Annotated in this window: 20 protein-coding genes and 1 rRNA gene; 7 read left to right on the top strand and 14 right to left on the bottom strand. The window is 35.5% G+C overall.

The window, feature by feature from the left end; translation table 11 throughout:
* From H033_RS0114395 to H033_RS0114385, 3 genes are read right to left on the bottom strand one after another with little or no spacing between them, the layout of a single operon-like run.
* Positions 1–1,836 carry a PspC domain-containing protein gene (locus tag H033_RS0114395; RefSeq protein WP_026838929.1) on the bottom strand — a complete coding sequence of 612 codons (1,836 nt, stop codon included), beginning with the start codon at positions 1,834–1,836 and terminating at the stop codon, positions 1–3.
* On the bottom strand, positions 1,829–2,173 hold the full coding sequence (locus H033_RS0114390) for a PadR family transcriptional regulator (protein WP_026838928.1): 345 nt from the start codon (positions 2,171–2,173) through the stop codon (positions 1,829–1,831). Before H033_RS0114390 ends, H033_RS0114395 begins: the two co-directional genes overlap by 8 nt.
* Positions 2,170–2,694: a DUF4870 domain-containing protein gene (locus H033_RS0114385; protein ID WP_026838927.1), complete on the bottom strand. Its 525-nt coding sequence runs from the start codon at positions 2,692–2,694 to the stop codon at positions 2,170–2,172. Before H033_RS0114385 ends, H033_RS0114390 begins: the two co-directional genes overlap by 4 nt.
* A 145-nt stretch (positions 2,695–2,839) precedes the next feature.
* Here H033_RS0114385 and H033_RS0114380 point away from each other — a divergent pair, with 145 nt between their 5' ends.
* Positions 2,840–3,301: a DUF4442 domain-containing protein gene (locus H033_RS0114380; RefSeq protein WP_026838926.1), complete on the top strand. Its 462-nt coding sequence runs from the start codon at positions 2,840–2,842 to the stop codon at positions 3,299–3,301.
* Between the two features lie 66 nt (positions 3,302–3,367).
* On the top strand, positions 3,368–4,168 hold the full coding sequence (locus tag H033_RS0114375; protein ID WP_026838925.1) for a TIGR00266 family protein: 801 nt from the start codon (positions 3,368–3,370) through the stop codon (positions 4,166–4,168).
* A gap of 79 nt (positions 4,169–4,247) precedes the next feature.
* Here the strand turns inward: H033_RS0114375 and H033_RS0114370 are convergent, their stop codons facing one another.
* The 3 genes from H033_RS0114370 to mnmE form a co-directional block, all read right to left on the bottom strand.
* Entirely contained in the window at positions 4,248–5,420 is a 1,173-nt protein-coding gene (locus H033_RS0114370) for an IS4 family transposase (protein ID WP_196809471.1), read from the bottom strand.
* 433 nt (positions 5,421–5,853) lie between these two features.
* Positions 5,854–6,996, bottom strand: a complete 1,143-nt coding sequence (locus H033_RS0114360) for a site-specific integrase (protein WP_026838922.1) — start codon at positions 6,994–6,996, stop codon at positions 5,854–5,856.
* 221 nt (positions 6,997–7,217) lie between these two features.
* Positions 7,218–8,723 carry a tRNA uridine-5-carboxymethylaminomethyl(34) synthesis GTPase MnmE gene (mnmE, locus tag H033_RS0114355; protein ID WP_026838921.1) on the bottom strand — a complete coding sequence of 502 codons (1,506 nt, stop codon included), beginning with the start codon at positions 8,721–8,723 and terminating at the stop codon, positions 7,218–7,220.
* Positions 8,724–8,827: 104 nt separating this feature from the next.
* Here mnmE and H033_RS0114350 point away from each other — a divergent pair, with 104 nt between their 5' ends.
* The gene (locus H033_RS0114350; protein WP_026838920.1) at positions 8,828–9,166 is read left to right on the top strand and encodes a DUF4870 domain-containing protein; all 339 of its coding nucleotides are present in this window, start codon (positions 8,828–8,830) and stop codon (positions 9,164–9,166) included.
* Between the two features lie 806 nt (positions 9,167–9,972).
* On the opposite strand, the gene dnaN is transcribed toward H033_RS0114350, so the two are convergent.
* The 5 genes from dnaN to H033_RS0114325 all read right to left on the bottom strand — a co-directional run bounded on the left by dnaN (position 9,973) and on the right by H033_RS0114325 (position 14,854).
* Complete coding sequence (gene dnaN / locus H033_RS0114345; RefSeq protein WP_026838919.1) at positions 9,973–11,091, bottom strand: DNA polymerase III subunit beta; 1,119 nt, start codon at positions 11,089–11,091, stop codon at positions 9,973–9,975.
* Between the two features lie 190 nt (positions 11,092–11,281).
* Positions 11,282–12,955 (bottom strand): gliding motility-associated ABC transporter substrate-binding protein GldG, encoded by a 1,674-nt coding sequence (gene gldG / locus H033_RS0114340; RefSeq protein WP_026838918.1) that lies wholly within the window; start codon positions 12,953–12,955, stop codon positions 11,282–11,284.
* A 3-nt stretch (positions 12,956–12,958) separates the two neighbouring features.
* The gene (gldF, locus tag H033_RS0114335) at positions 12,959–13,696 is read right to left on the bottom strand and encodes a gliding motility-associated ABC transporter permease subunit GldF (RefSeq protein WP_026838917.1); all 738 of its coding nucleotides are present in this window, start codon (positions 13,694–13,696) and stop codon (positions 12,959–12,961) included.
* A gap of 27 nt (positions 13,697–13,723) precedes the next feature.
* Positions 13,724–14,020, bottom strand: coding sequence for a putative quinol monooxygenase (locus H033_RS0114330; RefSeq protein ID WP_026838916.1), 297 nt, complete (start codon positions 14,018–14,020; stop codon positions 13,724–13,726).
* Positions 14,021–14,854, bottom strand: a complete 834-nt coding sequence (locus tag H033_RS0114325) for an S-adenosyl-l-methionine hydroxide adenosyltransferase family protein (RefSeq protein WP_026838915.1) — start codon at positions 14,852–14,854, stop codon at positions 14,021–14,023.
* 199 nt (positions 14,855–15,053) lie between these two features.
* Between H033_RS0114325 and H033_RS0114320 the strand changes: the two genes are divergently transcribed.
* A complete protein-coding gene (locus H033_RS0114320) occupies positions 15,054–16,010 on the top strand; it encodes a PhoH family protein (RefSeq protein ID WP_026838914.1) in 957 nt (318 codons plus the stop codon).
* A gap of 56 nt (positions 16,011–16,066) precedes the next feature.
* Positions 16,067–17,026 carry a phosphoribosylaminoimidazolesuccinocarboxamide synthase gene (locus H033_RS0114315; protein ID WP_026838913.1) on the top strand — a complete coding sequence of 320 codons (960 nt, stop codon included), beginning with the start codon at positions 16,067–16,069 and terminating at the stop codon, positions 17,024–17,026.
* 14 nt (positions 17,027–17,040) lie between these two features.
* Here H033_RS0114315 and H033_RS0114310 read toward each other — a convergent pair whose 3' ends face one another.
* From H033_RS0114310 to H033_RS0114300, 3 genes are all read right to left on the bottom strand, one after another.
* On the bottom strand, positions 17,041–17,799 hold the full coding sequence (locus tag H033_RS0114310) for a family 16 glycosylhydrolase (protein ID WP_026838912.1): 759 nt from the start codon (positions 17,797–17,799) through the stop codon (positions 17,041–17,043).
* Positions 17,800–18,009: 210 nt separating this feature from the next.
* Entirely contained in the window at positions 18,010–19,101 is a 1,092-nt protein-coding gene (locus tag H033_RS0114305) for a DNA topoisomerase IB (RefSeq protein WP_026838911.1), read from the bottom strand.
* Between the two features lie 135 nt (positions 19,102–19,236).
* Complete coding sequence (locus H033_RS0114300) at positions 19,237–20,325, bottom strand: M42 family metallopeptidase (protein ID WP_026838910.1); 1,089 nt, start codon at positions 20,323–20,325, stop codon at positions 19,237–19,239.
* Between the two features lie 199 nt (positions 20,326–20,524).
* On the opposite strand from H033_RS0114300, the gene H033_RS0114295 reads away from it, so the two are divergent.
* Complete coding sequence (locus H033_RS0114295; protein WP_081661877.1) at positions 20,525–21,214, top strand: DUF4294 domain-containing protein; 690 nt, start codon at positions 20,525–20,527, stop codon at positions 21,212–21,214.
* Between the two features lie 899 nt (positions 21,215–22,113).
* A 16S ribosomal RNA gene (locus H033_RS0114285) occupies positions 22,114–22,695 on the top strand; the annotation flags it as partial.

Below are 22,695 nucleotides of genomic sequence, written 5' to 3'. Positions count from 1 at the left end.
CTAGTTCTTTTTAATTTCTATTCCGTTTTCATCAATCTTGATCTTCTCATCATTGTTTTTATTTATTTGAACACCATCAGAGCTAATTCTAACTTTCACATTATCATCGTCATTAAACCTGCTTGATTCTTCCCAGTTATCTTTTTTCTTGTTATTGATCTGTACACCATCAGAATTTATACGAACATTAATTTCATCATCGTCATCAAACGAATCTGATTCTTCCCAGTTGTCATCATTGTTCCAAGAGTTATCATTGGAATCTATACTTTCTACGGGACAGGTTTCGCAAATGGTCTCATTCTCAATTACTTTCACGAAATGCTCATCTTGGTCGTACTTTAAAATTCCACCGGCGTAATCTGAATATCTGTAATAATCACTAACATTATCATCTACAAATAATACACTTCCTTCGGGGACATATACAGTTACTTTAACTTCCTGATCTCTATAGTATTCATTCAAATTAGAGGTAAGGTAAGAATCTAGGTAAAGTTTATTTCCAGCAAAACTGGTGTTGTAGCTTATGTTTTTCGCCCTGTTTTTAGCGTCTTTATAATCACTACCATCTGCTGTTTTAATAATTTCGATTTTTCCGATAGAATCTTTTGTAGATTTTACCACCACATTTATATCTGTTATGTACATGATCTTATTATCATTGTCGTCATACATGATCTCTACATCTTTTCTCCAGGTGTTAGAAGAATAATCTGGATTAGATCTCATAGCTAAATACAGTGTGTCTTGAGGTGTGATTGATAATTTTTCAGTGATTACAATTTCTCCATCAAATGCTCTTAAGGTAGCTTGTTTTACTCCTAAGAATACTAAACCAATTACAGACAATAACCATAGGCCCAATAAAACCATTTTGGCAAGTGTGCCAATAGATTTCAGTTTTCTTACCATTATTTTCAATCCTAAAATGAAAAGGAAGAAAAACGGAATTCCTACAGCAAAAAATGTAAGTAGAGAGATCGCCCAAATTGGTGCTCCAATAGCAGCCATTTCAATATAATCTGTCCAAGGTGCTTCTACAATACCAAAGGTTCCTACAGTGAATAGACCTATAAATAAAGCTATAAGAGTAGATCCTGCAATTAATAGGATTAGTAAACCTATAAATTTCACGAAGATGTTAAGTATTGCTAAAATTGCAGCGCTAATCCCTGTAGCAGCAGAACTGGCACCAGATTTTACTTGTCTACCATATTTATCATAATCTGCATTTCTAACTTTTCCGGCAACATCATCAAAACCTTCTTTGATCTTACGCTCTATATTGGAGATATTAACCTCTTCTCCCCGCATAGAAAGTTTATCTGCCGTGGTTTTAGCTTCAGGAACAAAGATCCATAGTGCTATATAGATAAGGACAAATGCGCCACTAGATGCGACGGTTAAAATAACCCATAATAAACGTACCCAAATGGCTTGTATTCCTAGATAATGACCCAATCCTGAAGATACTCCTCCTACATAAGAGTTTTCGGTATCTCTAAAAAGTTGTTTTCCAGAAGTATGAGTGGTTTTAGCGTAAGATGGTTCATCTTCAAAGATCTCGTCGTCTAACATATAATCTTCTGGTTGTCCCATTTTAGCGATTACTGCTTCCACTTCGGTATTTCCTATTACCTGCTTTTTATCTTTTATCTTCTCATTAAAAAGTTCAGCAATACGAGCTTCTATATCAGCAATGATCTCTTCCTTGCCTTGAGTGTTGGTAAGCGAGCTTTTAATTGCCTCTAGATAATGTTGAAGTTTAGCGTATGCATCTTCATCAATATGAAAGAAAATGCCAGCGAGGTTTATATTTACTGTCTTATTCATGATTCTTGTTTTTTTGAGTGGTTACAACTTTTACAGCGGTTTGTAGTTCATCCCAAGTATGGGTGAGTTCTGTTAAAAATAATTGGCCAGTATCTGTTAAGCCATAATATTTTCTTGGCGGGCCACTGGTAGATTCTTCCCAGCGATAGCTTAATAATCCAGCGTTTTTAAGTCTGGTAAGCAAAGGATAAATTGTTCCCTCCACCACTAATAATTTTGCGTCTTTAAGAGTGTCTAAGATTTCTGCCACATAGGCATCGTTATCTCGCAGCACCGATAGAATACAATACTCCAGCACTCCTTTACGCATTTGTGCTTTTGTGTTTTCAATCTTCATAGCGTTTGATTTTGAATGTTGTTAAACTGTTCATTTTTTGATTGATTTTTTACAACCTGAGTTGGACTGATGAAATTGATGGTCAAAGGATAATTATATAACTGCCCTTCACTTGCTTTGATGGTAGCAAGAATTACAGCTACAATATCAAGAACGAATAATCCAATAAATAGGAGTCCTAGAATTGCTCCGAATACGAACAACGATATTAAATTATTTGGATGCCCTGTACTTATATAGTTTTCAGATATAATAAATGGGTCATTTAAATTAAAATGAACTCCCCAAAAAATAACACCTGCAACACCTATACATACTAATAGTATAAAATATAGGAAGATACTTATTTGAAAATTCAAGGCTTGTTTCCCATGATGATCCACGAAAGGATCTTTCTGCTTGGCTGTCCAAAAAATTAAAGGAAAAATAAAATTTCCAAAGGGAAATAGATACTTGCTAAATGTAGATAGATGGATAAAAGCAGCTATTGTTTTATCCGGTTGTGATGATGTAGTTTCCATAGTTGATTGATTTTCTTATACAAATATATATCTTTAAAATAGTATTATGCAAAGCAAAGTACTGTATGTTATTTAATTTAAGAAAAGTTTAACATTTCGCTGTTCAATATATTTTAAATACTTTTAGAAAAAATTAATCCCAATAATGAAAATAACACCCGGAAAACTTAACAAATTTTTAATTCTGAAATTGCCAAGCGCATGGCTTTGTGGAGTAAGAGTTAAAGAGATAAATGAAGAAAGTTGCACTGTGAAAGTTAGGCATAAATGGATCAATCAAAACCCTTTCAACTCTATGTATTTTGCAGTACAGGCAATGGCTGCAGAGCTCAGTACAGGAGCTATGGTTATTGGACAGATTAAGGATAGTGGAAAAAAAATCTCTATGTTGGTTGCTCAAAATAAGGCACATTTCACTAAAAAAGCCACCGGTAAACTAGAATTTACTTGTAAGGATGGTCATTTAATTTCTGAAGCAATTCAGGAAACTATCAAAACGGGAGAAGGGCAAACTTTCTGGATGAAATCTATAGGTTTAAATGAAGATGGAGTGGAAATATCCACTTTTGAATTTGAATGGACGGTTCGATTAAAGATTAAAAAATAGGAAATTCTATTATAGGATTGTAACATTTTTGAAATTATACTTACTTATTTCTATAAACAAGTTATTATGAATGCAGACGAAATAGATTATAAGATATTTGGCGAAGAGATGCAATATGTAGAATTGGAGTTAGATCCTAATGAAGCAGTTATTGCAGAAGCAGGTAACTTTATGATGATGGATAGTGGAATTAAAATGAACACTATTTTTGGACATGGATCCAAACAAAATGAAGGGTTTCTTGGGAAAGTACTTGGTGCTGGAAAGAGGCTACTTACTGGAGAGAGTTTGTTTATGACTATTTTTTCCAACGAAGTCTCAGGCAAGAAAAAGGTGAGTTTTGCATCACCTTATCCTGGAAAAATACTCCCTTTAGATCTTAATAAATACGGAGGAAAATTCATTTGTCAAAAAGATGCTTTCTTATGTGCTGCCAAAGGAGTGTCTATAGGAATCGAATTTAGTAGAAAACTGGGGAGAGGTTTCTTTGGTGGAGAAGGTTTCATCATGCAAAAAGTAGAAGGCGATGGAATGGCCTTTGTGCATGCCGGTGGAACTATGGCTCGTAAAGAATTAGGTGTTGGTGAAAAATTATGTGTAGATACTGGTTGTATCATTGGGTTCACAAAAGATGTAAATTACGATATCGAATTTATAGGTGGTATTAAAAACACCATTTTTGGAGGGGAAGGCTTGTTTTTTGCCACACTAACAGGACCTGGAGTAGTCTATGTACAATCTTTACCTTTTAGCAGGTTGGCGAACAGAGTGCTTCAAGCCGCACCTCAAAGTGGAGGAAAAGATAAAGGAGAAGGCAGTATTTTAGGGGGAATTGGTGATATTATTAGCGGGGACAATAGATTCTAATTCAATCCTGTCCTAAATAAATTTTAACCACCTAAAAATTAATCATTTTACTGGTCTTCACCGCTGTTTTTATAGATTTTCAAAAAAGAACCCCTTGTATGCATTTATTTGGAGGCGGTTGTTCCTTCGCAAAAGGATTATCGAGCCATTGGTATAAATCCACTTTCACAAAAAGGTTAAGTCTAATAAAGGCTACCAAATTTGATAAGTACCAAGGGTGTTTTGCCTGTGTTTTAAGTGCTTTCAGGATTAGAATGGTAATCAGCGCAGTCCAAATCTGTATCATGACCGCATTTTGGCTAGTTCCAATGAAGGACTTTATGTGCAGTTGTTGTTTTATGTCCCTAAAAAAGATTTCCACTTCCCATCTGGCCTTGTAGAGTTCGGTTATGGTGTTTGCTGTCCAAGACGTTTGATTGGTAATGACCTCAATGGTCTGTTGGTTTTCCTCGTCCCATAGGGCAACCCTGCGCAATCTTTTAGGATATTTCCCTTTTGTTTTGGCGCCTGTCAGTTCAATGATCTCATCTTTTAGAAAATGCTGGTGTTTGTTCTCTGGCAATTCCAGCTCTTTGATGGTTTTGAACTTTATGTTGTCCTTATGCCTGACCACAAAATAAACCCCGTTGCTGTCCCAAACATTCAGCAAGGCAAAATCATTGTAAAATCTATCGGCAACAATAACACTTCCTTTTAAAAGCGGAACATCGTAAGCCCCTTTGTTATCCGCTGTCTTGCCATCTGTAATATTTACATAGGCAGGTAGATGACCATCATAATCAAGAAGGGTGTGCATTTTTACCGCTCCCTTTTTAGTCTTGTATTTTGCCCAATCAAAAAGGCTTAGACAAAGACTTATGGTGGTAGCATCCAATAAGAATATTTTTGACTTTATTTTGAACTTGGTTCGCTTCATTTGCGCTTGCTGTCCCAGACTCTCCAACAACACGTAATAATAATCCCTAAAAAGCTCCCAGCTACGGTTTTTATTTTGATAGCTGACTGTAGATTTCGAGGGTGCTTTCAGCATCCCTAAATGGTTCAGGTTGCCTGTGGCAGAGCGAAGTCCATTGCTGATATCGCGTACAGATTGGCTCTTGGCAAATTGACAGAATAGCATTGAAACTAAGTGGGACCAACTATCGAATCCTTTTTGATGCTTATCACTTTGATGTGATTTTACTAATTTCTTGAATTTTGATGTGTCTAATTTTGAGATAATTTGAGAAAACAGGGTTATATTTATCATCAGAGAAAGGTTTTTTGTGTTGCACCATAAAGATAACTTTGTGGAACAAAATTTCCTTTCTCTTTTTTAAGCGTTTAGGACGCTATTGATGTTAAAATTATTTACTGATGGCTTTTTCTTATTATTTTTTGGAGGACTAAAATGATTCTTGAATTTAGATGTCCAGGAGTAATGCACAAGTGTAAATGCAAGAATGAAAGTGGTGATGCGGATTAGAGATAGTGAAAAATGGAGATCTGTTTCTGGACTCTCAAACGAATACATTAAAAACATAAAGCCTCCACAAAAAAGGTATATCAATAAACGAGGCTTTTCAATTTTGTTATTCCATCCGGTAGGAGAATTGACCATGAAATGAATGAACATAAAATTATAATGAAGAATCATTCTAACTCCTAGATAAAGGAATGCAAGCCTGGCCAGATATTGGAAAATATCAAAACTCATAATCCATTTGAAGCTCCGGTATTAAATAGGCAGCTTCTTTCTTTTTCTTATCTACTAACTTAGCGTAAACCTGAGTGGTTCGTATTTCTTTATGTCCTAAAACTTTTGAAACCGTATAAATGTCCGCTCCATTTTCAAGTAGAAGTACGGCATGAGTATGTCTGGCACTATGAAATGTTATGTGCTTTGTGATTCCAGCACGCATGCACCATCTAAGGATCTCTGCATTAAAATGAGCTCCATATTTTAAACCTTGAAATACACGATCACTTTCGCTTGTTCTTTTACCTATTAGTTTCCTTGCTTGATTTGAAATGTACTGATATTCTTGCCCGGCTGTTTTTTTCTGCTTAAACACTAGTCTGGTTTCATCTTCTTCATCGCGTACCTCAGACCAAGTAAGTTTATTAATGTCGCTCCATCTAAGTCCTGTAAGGCAACTAAACATAAAGGCAGATTTAAGTATAGCATGCTTACATTTGGCTTTGGCCATCGCCTGTAATTCCTCCTGTGTTAGATGTTCTCTTGTTGTTTCACCTTGCGCAAATCCTTTGACACAGGTTGCAAAATTTCTGCTGGTATAGCCATCTTCAAAAGCTTGTCTTAGGGCAGCTTTAAATTTATTGTAGTAAGTATATTTGGAATTCTGAGATAGTAGAGTATTTGATTTAGTCCTTGAATTCTTGTTCAGAAATTTTTTAAACCCCAATACAAACTCTTCATCTATATCTTCAAAAGTTATTTGTTTCTTTTTGCAGTAGTCTTCAATATGATTTTGAGCCGCATCCCAGTTGTCATAATTTCCTTTACTCTCATATCGTTCTTCTTTTATTTTATCATAATATGTAAGGAACAATAATTTATTTTTAGACCTGTCCTTAATGCCATACTTTCCTTGAGCGTACTCTGCTCTTCTTATTGACAAAATCTGTTCAGCTCTCAAAAGAGTTTCTTCATTTTCTCTTTTTTCCGAAGGTGTTTTAGGTGAAATGTACAGGTATTCTCTTAAATACTCGAACTCCCTATTATTTTTAGATTTTCCGCTCTCATCGGTAATTTTTCCTTTGTAATAATCTATATATAGACTGTACTTCCCAGTTGTCAATTTCTTTTTTCTAAGATTTATTTTCATATCTAGATCTTTTATATAAAGATAAGAGAAAAAAGTCAACAAGGTGCACAAAGTGCATCTTGTTTATAAAATTTAACTACGGGGTGCACTTTAGGTGCAAAAGGGGGTGCACAATAGGTTAATATGAGAAAATGAGCTAAATAATAAAGGGGCTGTTAAGCCCCTGTTTAAAACGATTTGTATTCATTTGGTATCAAATGAATACAAATAAGATTTACTATTTATTTCCCAATACAGAAGTTAGCAAAAATATTACCTAGCAGATCATCATTGGTGATTTCTCCGGTGATTTCTCCAAAATGATATAGAGCTTGGCGAATGTCTATTGCCATAAGATCTCCTGATAGATTATCATTTAAACCTTGTTGTACCTTGTTTATCTCTTCCAAAGCGCTAAGCAACGCATTATAATGCCTGCTATTGGTCACAATTGTATTATTGTTCCTTAATTCGCCAGTATTCACGAATTGTAATAATTTTTGCTGTAGTTCTTCTACACCCATGCCTGTTTTAGCAGATAGCAACAGGTATTGAGATTTCTCAACACCTCGAGAGATGACTTCTAGTTCTTGCTGTAAATTTTCTAACTCTTTTGGTTCTAGCGTATCCACTTTATTTACAATAATAAGCAATGGCTTTTGTGGAAACTGATTATGGATCTTTTGAAGTTCTACTTGGATATTTTTTGTAAAAGCAACTTCACCTTGTCCCGAGGCATCGGGAGATTTTGGGGTCTCTGATTCTTGAGATGCTGAAACAATTCCGATATCTATCGGAACAGCATGACCAAGTTTATCTGCACTGAGCAGATAAATTACTACCTGCGACTGACTTATCTTTTCGAAGGTCTTTTTTATTCCTAGGCCTTCAATTACATCCTGAGTTTCACGGATTCCGGCAGTATCTATAAATCTGAAACCTATTCCGCCAATACTTATTTCATCTTCAATAGTATCACGAGTAGTTCCTGCAATTTCTGAAACGATGGCGCGCTCTTCATTTAGCAGTGCATTCAGCAAAGTAGATTTACCCACATTCGGCTCCCCAACAATAGCAACAGGAATTCCGTTTTTTAGCACATTTCCAACTGCAAAGGAATCTATCAGTTTTTTTAGCACTTGTTGGATTCGAGTTACCAAATTCTGAAATTCATCTCTATTAGCGAATTCCACATCTTCTTCTGCAAAATCCAATTCCAGTTCTATAAGAGAAGCAAAATTTAAAAGTTCCTGACGCAGCTTCTGAATTTCATTAGAAAAGCCACCACGCATTTGCTGCATTGCCATTTGGTGAGACGCAGAATTTTCAGAAGAAATAAGATCTGCAACCGCTTCCGCCTGACTTAGATCCATTTTTCCATTAAGGAAAGCTCTTAAGGTGAATTCCCCTGCTTCCGCAGACCGACTCCCATTCCGAATTAATAACTGAATGATCTCTTGCTGTATATATTGACTCCCATGACACGAGATCTCAATTGTATGTTCTCCCGTATAACTCTTAGGCCCATGAAATATAGATACCAAGACTTCATCTATAATACGTTCTCCGTCAATGATATTTCCTAAATGAAGAGTATGTGTAGGCTGCTTTTTTAATTCTTTTCTAGACTTTGCCGCAAAAAGTGGGGAAACTATATTTATTGCTTCTGGACCAGAAACACGTATCACTGCAATTGCCCCTGCACCAGACGGGGTAGCTAAAGCTACTATGGTATCGTTTAAAATCATGCGTCAAAGATAGTAAAGAAATGAGAGCTTGTTTAATCCTAAGCTTGTAACATATTTCTTAAATTCACTACTTATAAGTTATATTCATCAATCAAACAAACATCATGAGAGAAGACAAACAATTATTAGTATTAACGCATTTAAGTCAGTTACTCGATCTAGTTACCGTAATTGGAGGATTTGTAATGCCCTTAGTAATTTGGCTCACTCAAAAAGACAAGGTCTTTGGTATGGATGCTCACGGGAAGATGATCCTTAATTTCCAGATCAGTATATTTATTTATTCCATTTTCTGTATTCCATTGATCCTATTATTTGGATTAGGTATATTTCTGTTAATTGGTATTGGTATCGTGGCTATACTTTTCCCAATATTAAATGCTATTAAGGTTAGCAATGGGGAAATACCTAACTATCCGCTCTCTATTGAGTTTATAAAGTAATTTTTTCAGAATTATATTAAACTTAAAAGAACAATTTCTAAAAGTAGAAAAGCGTCATACTGAGACCCATGATAAAAAAATTATCTAGCGTAGGTTTTTGACGTATGATTGTTTCTAGCTGATTTATTTTTTTAAAAACTTCTTTTTTGCAAGTGTAGTACTTCCCTGGCGTAAAATTTTCGAAGCCCTGCCCGTTCCGTTCAGGCGGGCTTGGAGAAAATTTAGCCGGGGAAGTACTATTCCAATTATGCGGCAGCGTAATTGGACACACCTACAAAAAAGTGTCCTTTTCTTTTGTTTCTCCCGATTGCTATCGGGATTTGGACAAACAAAAAAATGAACAATCTCAAATATTAAAAAAATCAATACCGACCAAAGGGAGTATATTTCAGATTCTTGGAATTACGCCAATGGTAACAAGTTTCTGGGTCTCTTATTTGGGGCAACGAAAAATACGTCAATGGTAGACCCATGATAAAAAAAATTATCTAGCGTAGTAAATTGACGTTTGAAAGATGCTGAAACGAATTCAGCATGACGGCAGTTAAAACAGTATCGTCGCCCTGAACTAGTTTCAGGGTCTCTTATTTGGGGCAACGAAAAATACGTCAATGGTAATTCATTGCAGGATCTCATCTGAAATTACTGAGATACTGAAACTCTCGAAGCTTCGGGACAGCATGACGAAAAGAAAAAGTTCACATTTAAATAAACTAAAAAAGCCCGCCACAAAGGCAGACTTTTTATGATTTTTTTTCACTTTTCACACTTCACACTTCACTCCTCACTCCTCACACTTCACTTATCTAACTATTCAACATTACCGGCATTACTAGCATAGTGATCTTTTCTCCTTCGTCCAATCCATCTACCGGAGTTAAGATCCCGGCGCGGTTTGGTAAACTCATTTCTAACTGAACTTCATTTGCATTCAGGTTATTCAGCATCTCGGTTAAAAAACGAGAGTTAAACCCAATTTGCATATCGTCACCTTGATAAGAACAAGTTAAACGTTCTTCAGCTTTGTTGCTATAATCTATATCTTCTGCTGAAATATTTAACTCGGCACCAGCGATCTTTAAACGAACCTGGTGTGTGGTTTTATTAGAGAAAATAGATACCCTTCTTACAGAGCTTAAGAACTGACTTCTATCTATCACCAATTTATTCGGATTCTCTTTTGGAATAACCGCTTCGTAATTTGGATACTTCCCATCGATCAATCTACAGATCAATTGAGTGTCTTCAAAAATGAATTTTGCATTAGACTCATTGTATTCAATAAGTACATCGGTTTCACTTCCTGCTAAAATTCCTTTTAAAAGATTCAAAGGTTTTTTAGGCATAATAAATTCTGCTGCCTGAGAAGCTGTTACATCTTCTCTGGAATATTTTACCAATTTGTGAGCATCTGTAGCTACAAAAGTTAAACCTTCTGTAGAGAATTGAAAGAATACTCCGCTCATTACAGGTCTAAGATCATCGTTTCCAGACGCAAAAATGGTCTTGCTAATAGCCATAGCCAGTACATCTCCTTGAATAATAGTACTGCTAGGATCGCTCAATTCCACAGCATTTGGGAATTCTTCCCCATTTGCATACGCCAAGGCATATTTCCCGTGGTTAGAGCTTAATTCTATGGTGTTGTTATCTTCTACTACAAATGTAAGTGGTTGTTCTGGGAACGTTTTCAAGGTTTCCAATAACAATCTTGCAGGAACAGCGATAGAACCTTCAGAATCTGATTCTACTTTCAATTTTGAAGACATAGTAGTCTCTAGATCGGAAGCAGATACCGTTAATTCGTCCTTTTTTAATTGGAATAAAAAGTTATCTAAAATAGGAAGGGTGTTGTTATTGTTAATAACGCCTCCTAATATTTGAAGCTGTTTTAATAAATACGTACTGGATACTATAAATTTCATGGATCTAACGGTTATTTAATCAATACAAATATATCTTAATCCTTTAAAAACTGAAGTGTAATAGGTGATATTTTATTAACAGAAAAAATGAAATTATTTATGTCAACTCCTTGAAATTAAAGGCTTCTTGAAAATATTGTATAGAATTTTGTTAATATTTAATCTTAACTAATAGTTATGAACTAAAAGTCTAATTTTTTAAATAGCGTTTTTTTCTGAAGTAGGTAAAGATAAAAGCACCAATTCCCAAAAATAGCAGCGGAATTACAAGATTTAAAACTTGCCATTTTTCACGCTCTTGAGCTGTCTTTTTAGAATCCAAAAAAGCGATGTTTATTTCTTTAGATCTAATATCTATTAATCCTGAATCGTCTAAAAGATAGTTTATAGAATTCAGCAAAAACTCCTTATTTCCGTAGGTGTTTCCTGTAAATCGATCGAAGCCTAACTCTAAAGGCTGCCCTTTCTGAAGCTGATTTTTGATAACATCCCCATCGGAGATCACGATCATTTTGGTTTGTTTTCCATTATCTATAGCCTCATTCAGATCAAAAGGCTTTACCCTGTTCTTGTACACAGATTTGAATTCTCCTTCCAATAATACAGCCATTGGTAATTCCCCTGCGGTATAAGTGGAAAGATCTGGGGGAGTATTTAATAAATTCAAACTTATTTCTCGTGGAGTTCCTTCTATCTTGGATTGAGGAGAACTAGACAGGAGTACCGTCTTTTTAATGTCGTTTCCTAAAATATCTATAGGATTGGCCCATTCAAATTTTACCGCTTCTATATTATTGATTATTGGATGTGCGTTTGGAGAAGTAGTTAGCGGACTGTAGTACCAAGGATAAGGAGAAAATTGAGTGTCATTTCCATTTCCACTTGCCAGAACGATGGGTGCCGAATAAATATCGTTCACCAAAGCAGGATTAATGCGTAAGCCATAAGAGAAGAAGAAGTCATTTAAATTGAGATCTCTTGGCAATGCAAAAGCACTCCCTCGTGGATTGAATAAACTATCATTTTCCATAGCTGTTTTCTCCACCAACCATAGAGATTTTCCGCCATTCATAAGGTATTGATCTAGAACCAATTTCTCTTTTTCGGAATATGCCTCTGTGGGTTTAGCTTCAATTATAAGATCGAATTCTTTTAGATCTTCCAGGGTTTTGTTAGGATAATTGGAAACAGAATCTAAAGTAAATGGTGCAACAAAATAATACTGTCTAATGGTTTTTATGAAATCGGCGATATATGCATCTCCCAACTCTCCATTTCCGCGCATAATGGCGATCTTCTTCTTTTTGGGCTCTACCAATTGCCCTATGGCATCTGCAAAGGAATATTCCATTTGCTGCACCGAATTATTTACGCGCTCCTCATCTGTTGTTCCCAACTTATTTTTAAGCAATGGGATCTTTACAGTCTTGTTATTAAAATTAGCTATTGCCCAGGGGAAAATAATAGATTCGCTTGCTTTTCCATTTTCCATCACACTAATACGTGCAGGCGTCATTCCTAATTCATAAAATTCCTGAGCCACAGCATTCGCATCATCACCTTCAGCTAATGGATCTATAAAGTTGAATTTTACATTGGAATTATAAGCAGCCATTTCCTCTAGAAATTGCCTGGTTTCATTTTGTAATCTTCTGAATTCAGGTGGAAAAGCTCCTTTTAAGAAAACATCGATTATTATAGGCGATTCAATTTTAGCTATAATAGTTTTAGCAGCAGGAGATAAGGTGTATCTGTGATCCTGAGTAAGGTCGAACCTGGAATGAACTTTGGAGGCAATGATATTCACAAATAGCAATCCTAAGATCACTATAAAAATCCATTTATATTTTGTCAAATTCTTCAAGAGCTAGGTTTTAGTTTTTGTTGAATAGATCTTGAAATAGCTAAATGAGATAAACAGGAGTATTAGACTAATAAAATAGATGATATCTCTAGTGTCTATTACTCCACGACTCATGCTTTTATAATGATAACTCATTCCTAAATACTCTATCCCATAAGTGGAATCTCCAAATATTTTAAAGTCTGCAACTCCTTCAAAAGCGAAGAATAATAAGAAGCAGAGAAAAACAGCGACTATAAAAGCTGTGATCTGATTACTTGTAAAAGCTGAAGCAAACACACCTATGGCGGTATAGGTTGCAGCCAATAGCAAAAGCCCAAAATAAGATCCTAAAGTAGCGCCAATGTCTAAGTTTCCGGATGGATCACCAAGCTTATAAATTGTAAGCACATATAATAGAGAAGGAAGAATGGCAATACAGGTTACTATAAAAGCTCCAAAAAATTTCCCAGTTACTAGATTCCAGGTGCCAATAGGTTTGGTAAGCAATAGTTCCATGGTGCCTTGCTTCTTTTCTTCAGCAAAACTTTTCATGGTGATGGCAGGGATCAAGAAAAGAAAGATCCAGGGTGCGAGATCAAAAAATGGTTTAAGATCTGCAAATCCATTATCTAAAATATTATAAGAGCCAGTAAAAACAAATAGGAATAGACTACAAAGCGTCAAAAACATTCCAACTACTAAATAGCCGGTTGGAGCCGAAAAAAAGGATCGTATTTCTTTGTTGAGAATCGCTATCAATGCTGCTTATTTTTCTAACCTATATTCTTAGTCTAGACTCACTAATTTGTCTACACTCCAGGCTTCTGGTTTCTGATTGAAATATTGTTTGGTGTTTTTCCAGACTACTTTAAAAAGATCTGAATTTCGATAATTCTCTAGAGCTTGTTCATTTTCCCAATAACTATACGTAAAAAACTGATTTGTATTGCTTTTATCTCTGTAAAGTTCTAAAAAAAGACAACCTTCAAAACCTCTTACTTTGGTTTTTATAGATTTAAAATCGCTTAAAAAGATTTCAACTTTTTCTGGCTGAAATCCCATTTTTACTATTCGTACAAACATCTAAGATTCAAATTTTATGGTTACCGTGTCCCTAAGCTCTAGTCCAAATAGGGTAGAGGCACTTCCTACAGTGCTAGGATTACTTTTATAAATGGCCAGTTCAATATATCCAGCAGAATTGAAGATGGCCAATTTTTTTCCGTCTTCTTCGCGTTTATCTTTCTCCTGTTTAAAATCTATAGCATCACTATATGTGGTATAGATATTAGAGAATTTTGCCGTTCGTGCCGTGATCTTGAACTTTCTGCCTTTCCCAACATTTACAAATATTTTCCTTGTGATATTGGTTACAACATTCCCATAATTATCTATATAAAGCACATGACCAACGATCTGATTTTTATCAGAATTTATATAAGGCTCGATCTCTTTTAAATATTTAATTTTTTCTATAGACTTTCCAATTACTTCCAAGGTGCCTCCGCGAGCGATATGACAAGCTACTCTCACAAAAACATCCAGAACAGGAAAATTGGTTTCTACCGTGTTATGGATATTGATCTCTACGATCTTTTCAGGCTTGATTTCTGAAGCGATCAAAGAAAGAATACCATTGTTTGCACATATAAAATAATGATCGTCCAGTAAAATAGCAAGGTGCTTATTTTCCGGAGTTAATTCTGAATCGATCCCGATTATATGAATACTTCCCTTTGGGAAACATCTGTAGGCATTCTTTATAATATAGGATGCTTCTGTAATATGAAAAGGAGAGATTGAATGTGAAATATCAACAATACGTACATCATCCATTTCTGAATAGATAGTACCTTTAACGGCTCCAGCGAAGTGATCTTTTTCCCCAAAATCTGTCGTTAAAGTAATGATAGCCATAGGCAATTGTAGATATTTTTTTAAAGGTGAAGCTTGTTATTTATTGTAAGTTTGTAATATTGGCGAAGATAAATTTATTTCATCCAAATCCTGATTAATTTTATATAAAAATAGACAAATTTCATCAAGTAAAATCTTACATTGTTACTCTAGTAAAAACTATAAATGATTTAAAAATCTAACTTTAAACCTACTGCTTTTGAACGAACTCATTATCGAACTTTCCGAAATTAGTCCAAGAGATTTCTTTGGACAACAAAATGAACACATTGAACTTCTCAAAAAGTATTATCCAAAATTAAAGATCGTTGCTCGTGGTAACAAGATCATGGTTTATGGAGATGAAGACATGCTAGAAGAGTTTGATAGGCGATTTACAATGTTAATGGATCATTTTGTCAAGTACAATACCCTCGATGAAAATGTGATTGAACGTGTTCTTTCCAGTAATGGAAGAGAAGATTATTCATCCACTTCAGAGAGCGGACAAACTTTAGTACATGGAGTGGGAGGTAAGCTAATAAAAGCTCAAACTGCCAATCAACGAAAGTTGGTAGAACTCGCCATGAAGAATGATATGGTCTTTGCTATTGGTCCCGCAGGTACAGGAAAAACTTATGTGGGCGTGGCACTTGCAGTAAAGGCACTTAAGGAGAAGCAGGTAAAACGTATTATTCTAACCAGACCTGCTGTGGAAGCAGGGGAAAACCTAGGGTTTTTACCGGGAGATCTTAAAGAGAAACTAGATCCTTATATGCAACCTCTTTATGATGCGCTTAGAGATATGATTCCGCATGAAAAATTGGAGGTTTTTATAGAAAAAGGAATTATTCAAATAGCTCCTTTAGCATTTATGCGTGGGAGAACTTTAGATAACGCCTTTGTGATCTTAGACGAAGGGCAAAATACCACTCATGCTCAAATGAAGATGTTTCTCACTAGGATGGGGAAAAGCGCAAAATTTATGATCACGGGTGATCCAGGGCAAATAGATTTACCAAGAAGGACAGTTTCGGGTTTAAAAGAAGCATTACTTGTACTTAAAGATACCAAAGGTATTGGAATGGTCTATTTAGATGATAAGGATGTTGTAAGACACAAGCTGGTTAAAAGCATCATTGCGGCCTACAAGAAAATAGAACATGCTGAAAACTAATTTCAGAATTCAATTTAAAAATAAAATGATCTCTTTGTTGAGGTTTTATAATTTTCATGAAGAATACTATAATAGACACCAATTTCAATTTTCCAGGACAGCAAAAAGTTTATAAAGGAAAGGTTAGAGAAGTTTATCATTTAGAAAACGACCTTTTGGTTATGGTTGCCACAGATAGGCTTTCTGCTTTTGATGTGGTAATGCCTAAGGGTATTCCTTTCAAAGGGCAGATTTTAAATCAGATTGCAACGCAAATGATGGCTGCTACAGAAGATATAGTTCCTAATTGGTTGGAAGCAACTCCAGATCCTAATGTGGCGGTTGGAAAAAAATGCGAGCCTTTTAAGGTAGAAATGGTAATACGAGGTTATTTATCTGGCCATGCAGCAAGAGAATACAAAGCAGGAAAACGTATTCTATGCGGAGTTCCTATGCCAGATGGAATGAAGGAGAATGATAAATTCCCTCATCCTATTATAACTCCAGCAACGAAAGCTGAAATGGGCGATCATGATGAGGACATTTCAAAAGAAGAGCTCCTAAAGCGACATATAGTTTATAAAGAAGATTATGAGTTTCTTGAGGATTATACTAACAAACTATTTCAAAGAGGAAGTGAAATTGCTGCTTCCAGAGGGCTAATTTTAGTAGATACTAAATACGAATTCGGAAAAACGGCAGATGGAGAAATTGTATTGATAGATGAAATTCATACCCCAGATTCTTCTCGTTATTTTTATGCTGAAGGATATGAAGAGCGTCAGAAAAACGGAGAGATCCAGAAGCAATTATCTAAAGAATTTGTAAGACAATGGCTTATTCAAAATAACTTTCAAGGCTTAGAAGGTCAGTCGGTTCCAGAAATGAGTGATGCTTATATAGATACAGTTTCAGAAAGGTATATAGAACTCTATGAGAAGATCACAGGCTTCCCATTCGAGAAAGCAGATCTTTCTAATATAGAAGCTCGCATAGAAAGCAACGTTTTGGACTACTTAAAACATAGAAATACATAGGTTTCAAAGTTTATCTACTTATAATACCTTACATAATCTACATAAAAACGGGCTGGAAAAATGGAATCGTCTATTTCTCCGGCCCAATTTCCTCCAAGAGCTAAATTTATAATAAGATAAAATGGTTTTTGAAAGATATTCTCTCGTCCTTCTCTCTCGGCATCTTCAATAGTAAAGCAGTGAAACAGCTGTTCATCTATAAAATAATTAATGCTTTTCTGGTCCCATTCAATAGCATACGTGTGGAAACCATCTTTAGACAGGGGTATTCTAAAACTTGCTGCTGAAGAATTCAATTTCTTATTATCTAATTCTGGATAGTGAATAGCTCCATGAATTTCGCTAGAAGATTTCCCTACATGTTCCATGATATCTATTTCACCGGATGCAGGGTAACCATCTCGTTGCCTGTTCTCTCCTAACATCCAAATTGCTGGCCATGTTCCCTTTCCTTCAGATAATTTTGCTCTTATTTCAATTCTACCATATTTAAAAATTTTGTTGCCGATTGTATTAATTCTAGCAGAAGTGTATTTGGAGCCTTTAAATTTTTCTTTTCTTGCTTCAATAACTAGCATTCCTTCCTCAATTCGAATGTTCTTAGCTCTGGAGGTATAATATTGTTCTTCGTTATTATGGCCCAAGCCTTTCTTGAAATTCCAAATATGGCTATCTATCTTTTTTCCATCAAACTCTTCTGCCCATTCTAAATTTCTGTTCTGGGAGATCATAGTAGTAGAAATTAATATAATTAGATATAAATATTTTGACATGCCAGACTTGATTTTGAATAGTTCAACTTGCTAAAAGTATGCCAGCCAAATATATTTTAATCCCTCATTGAGGGTTTAATTCCCCGAGACCTGCCCGAAAAGAATTTCATTCAGGCGGGCTTACCTCGAATTTTTAAAAGTATTTTCCTCCCGAACCATCGGAACATACCTCGTGGGCTTGCCCCGAGGTTCTTGATTTATATATAGAAATTATGGGGATATGTCGTTTAATTCTATTTGATATTTACCTATCATATTTAACAATACCTTTTCTGAAATGGAAAGAGATATATCATTCTTCTCATCTATATTTTTTACTTTCTCGAAATAGGGAACAATTCCTCCATTTTCATAATTTTCAGTAATAAAAGGATGCACATAATAGCTCCTACAAACCGCTCTGGTATTGCCTAATCCTTCTGCTGTAGCATCAATAGCTTTTAATATTGCTTTTGCATTTTCCTTTTCATCTTCCTTATATCCAATTTGATGTAAGGTGTCAAAATATATTTTGGAAGCTGCCCACGTCCTAAAATCTTTTGCTGTAAAGCTTTCCCCGCTAATTTCCTGAATATAATTGTTTATCATTCCACTATCAATTGTATGTTTCTCTCCATTGTCATCATAAAATTTAAATAGTTCCCAGCCTGGAATTTCTTCACATTGATTTACCAGTTTTATAAGTTTCTTATCGGTAATTGTAATTGAATGTTCCTTGCCTTTTTTCCCAACGAATTCAAATTTCATCTTGCTTTTAGAAGTCTTTACGTGTCGGGTTCTTAGTGTGCTTAATCCGTAAGTCTTGTTTTCTTTAGCATAGTATTCATTTCCAACTCTAATATGTGTTTCTTCCATTAAGCGAATTATCAAAGCTAAGATCTTACGTTCATTCATGATAGATTGATCTAGATCTTCATCTACCTTTTTTCTGATCTTGGTTAATGCATTTCCGAAAGTGATCATTTTAAAGAATTTGGTTTTATTCCGTAATTCAGACCAAGTGGGATGATACATATATTGTTTTCTACTTTTATCATCCAAACCAACTACTTGTAGATGTCCGTTTTTGAGATGGGATATTCTCACATTTCTCCATGCTGGCGGAATAACCAAGCTTTTATACCTATCTAATTCCCGGCCAGTCATGATCTTCTTCCCATTTCTATTATAAGTATAGCCGCGACCACATTTTTTTCGCGTCACACTAAGATTAGCTTCAGAGATATAGATGAGGTTTGCAATGCTTGCAGCCTCCTCAGGATCATTTATTAGATCATCAATTTCATCTTTTGTTAAAGTCATTGATTTTTTATTTAAATATAAATGGTTTCAAAACAAACAGATTATAATTATATGTGAAAATTCAATAAACCAAAAACGGTTGCTTCTTTATAATAGAAGCAACCGTTTTAAAAAGATTTAGAGAACTAATAATCCTTAGTCGAAGTAACTAAAAGTTTCACCGTCTTTAATATTTAGAAGACTTTCATAGATTAATCTAATCACATTTTCTACATCGTCTCTATGCACCATTTCTACGGTAGTATGCATATAACGTAGAGGCAAAGAAATAAGAGCCGATGGCACTCCGCCATTGCTATAAGCAAAAGCATCCGTATCTGTCCCGGTAGCACGAGAAGATGCACTTCTTTGGAAAGGAATATCCTTTTTTTCAGCCGTATTTATTATAAGCTCTCTTAATTTGTTTTGAACAGCAGGCGCATAAGAAATAACAGGACCTGCGCCAATTTTCGCAAATCCATTTGTTTTCTTATCGATCATTGGGGTAGTGGTATCGTGAGTTACATCTGTAACAATTGCCACATTTGGTTTAATAAGCTGAGTGATCATTTCGGCTCCACGTAAACCAATTTCTTCTTGAACCGAATTAGTAATGTAAAGTCCAAAAGGAAGTTTCTTTTTATTCTCCTTTAAAAGTTTTGCCACCTGAGCAATCATGAAACCACCCATTCTATTATCTAATGCTCTACAAACAAACTTGTTGTCATTAAGAATAAAAAATTCGTCTGGATAAGTGATCACACAACCAACATGCACTCCTAATTCTTCAACCTCTGTTTTGGTAGTACAACCAACATCTATAGTGATATTATCCAATTTGGGAGTTTCCTCTTTTTCCTTATTTCTGGTATGGATTGCAGGCCATCCAAAAACACCTTTTACAATACCGTTCTTGGTGTGGATATTTACTCTTTTAGAAGGAGCTATTTGATGATCACTTCCTCCATTTCTTATTACATATATAAAGCCTTCATCAGAAATGTAATTAACATACCATGAGATCTCATCGGCATGTCCTTCAATAACAACTTTAAATTTAGCTTTAGGATTAATAACAGCCACTGCTGTACCATAAGTATCGGTTATAAATTCATCTACATAGGGTTTTAGATAATCCATCCAAATTTTTTGTCCTTCCCATTCGTAACCTGTAGGGGAGGCGTTGTTTAGATATTTCTCAAGGAACTCCATAGATTTTTCATCAAGCAAATCTTTCTTTGTCATAGTTTGTTTTATTATTTCTTTTAAATTACCGTTTCTAAAAATTTTCTGGAAACTAGTATCCTTCGTAGTATAAGCTAAAAAGAGCTAGAATACATAATATTTAGTACGAATTTAATAAGAATAAAATTTTATGCAAGTGCAATAATTGTAAATTTGGAATGGTTTTAGTAAATGGTATTCAAAATTAAAAGATTGCGATTTGAAATTTAAGCTAACATATATTTTCTTTTTTCTTCTGTTAAATGCATGGAGTCAAACTAAGAATCCAGAGCGAGACACTATTCAAGAACAAGATACTATACAAAAGGAGTATTTTATTGTTGTGGGTGATACACTAGTCCGTGAAACAATAGATTTAGATGAGGTGCTTATTCTAGGTAAACTAAAATTCAAGTCAGATCTGGATCGCAGGAAATACCTTATATTAAGGAGAAAGACTCGAAAAGTATATCCTTATGCCAAATTAGCTTCAGAACGTTTGTTGGAGTTGGAATCTAGGTTGGATCAAATTAAATCTAAACGAGATAGAAAGAGGTATACTAAAATAGTGCAGAATTATATCGATGATCAATTTTCTGCAGAACTTAAAAAGTTGACCCACACCGAAGGTCAGATCCTGGTTAAACTTGTCCATAGGCAAACTGGAGTAACGGCCTACAGTCTTATTAAAGAACTAAAAAGTGGTTGGCGTGCCTTCTGGTATAATTCCACTGCCAGTTTATTCGATATATCGTTAAAAGAAGAGTATCATCCAGAATCCAATCAAGAAGACTATTTAATAGAAGATATCCTACAACGCTCTTTTCAATCTAAAATATTAGAGCCGCAACCTAGTCTGTTGGATTTTAATTTCCACGAGCTTACCAATAAATGGACTGCAGGTAGGTAGTTTAAAGTTATTTCTCATATTTCTTTGGGCGTTTCCCCTCGCAAAACTCGGGGCCGGGCTTTATGCTTGTAGTCCCAACTCCACAAAGTTCCATTGGGAGCTACCGCTTCAATCCCTAACGCGCGGGCATCACTGATGCCTTTTATTTAAAAAAAGCGCACTTCAGCTTTTAATGAGGAAAAAAACTTTTGCAGTAACTCCCGTTGTACCAAACCATTAAGAAAAGATTAAAATTATTTTCAAAAATACTTCTAGAAAAGCTTGTGGTAAAGAAAAAAGAGGGCGTATATTTGCACCCGCTAAGCGATCAGCGAGTAGTTGATTTGGAGGCTAAGTTCATTGTATACTGGTAGATTCAAGCGTTTTTAGGGTTAGAAATTAACTTAAAAAAAGTTTAGAATAAGTTTGCCGGAATGAATTTAAAGTTGGTATATTTGCAGCCGCGTTTAGCGGCACAAAAAGTTCCTTGATTAGTGAGAATATGATGTACGTTTTAAGAGACGAAGTTCTTAAAAAATTTATCTAAAAAAAACTTCAAATAGTTTTGGAAGATAAAGAAAAAGCATTGTATATTTGCAGCCGCTTTGAGCGGTAGTAAAGTTCACGATTAGTTATTGAAAAGAGATCCCGAGGTTGGGTAGTTAAGAAAGAGGTTCAACTCCTTTTATTTCCACAATAAGTCCATTTAATTCTTCCCTTTGGGAAGACGGCTCGAAAGAGCGGATGGGATATGTTCATTGATATATTGAATTGACAGCGCGTTTCAATGTTGTTCGCAAGAACGGCAGAAGAAACCAAAAGATAAGAATTAAGACTAGAAGAATATTTTGAGTAGGTATTGAATCGTAAGATTTGATACTTGAAACAGACCTTGTAATTGTTACAATATTTAAAAATTAACGATGAAGAGTTTGATCCTGGCTCAGGATGAACGCTAGCGGCAGGCTTAACACATGCAAGTCGAGGGGTAACGGGGTGCTTGCACCGCCGACGACCGGCGCACGGGTGCGTAACGCGTATACAATCTACCTTGTAGAGGGGAATAGCCCAGAGAAATTTGGATTAATGCCCCATAGTATTATTAGACAGCATTGTTTTATAATTAAACATTTATGGCTACAAGATGAGTATGCGTTCTATTAGTTAGTAGGTAAGGTAACGGCTTACCTAGACTTCGATAGATAGGGGTCCTGAGAGGGAGATCCCCCACACTGGTACTGAGACACGGACCAGACTCCTACGGGAGGCAGCAGTGAGGAATATTGGACAATGGGCGAGAGCCTGATCCAGCCATGCCGCGTGCAGGAAGACGGCCCTATGGGTTGTAAACTGCTTTTATAGAGGAAGAAACACTCCTACGTGTAGGAGCTTGACGGTACTCTACGAATAAGGATCGGCTAACTCCGTGCCAGCAGCCGCGGTAATACGGAGGATCCAAGCGTTATCCGGAATCATTGGGTTTAAAGGGTCCGTAGGCGGGA

The organism is Gillisia sp. JM1, assembly GCF_000424645.1.
Taxonomy (GTDB): Bacteria; Bacteroidota; Bacteroidia; order Flavobacteriales; family Flavobacteriaceae; genus Gillisia.
The sequence above is the reverse complement of the archived record's forward strand: the minus strand, read 5'-3'. Positions and strand labels throughout refer to the sequence as shown.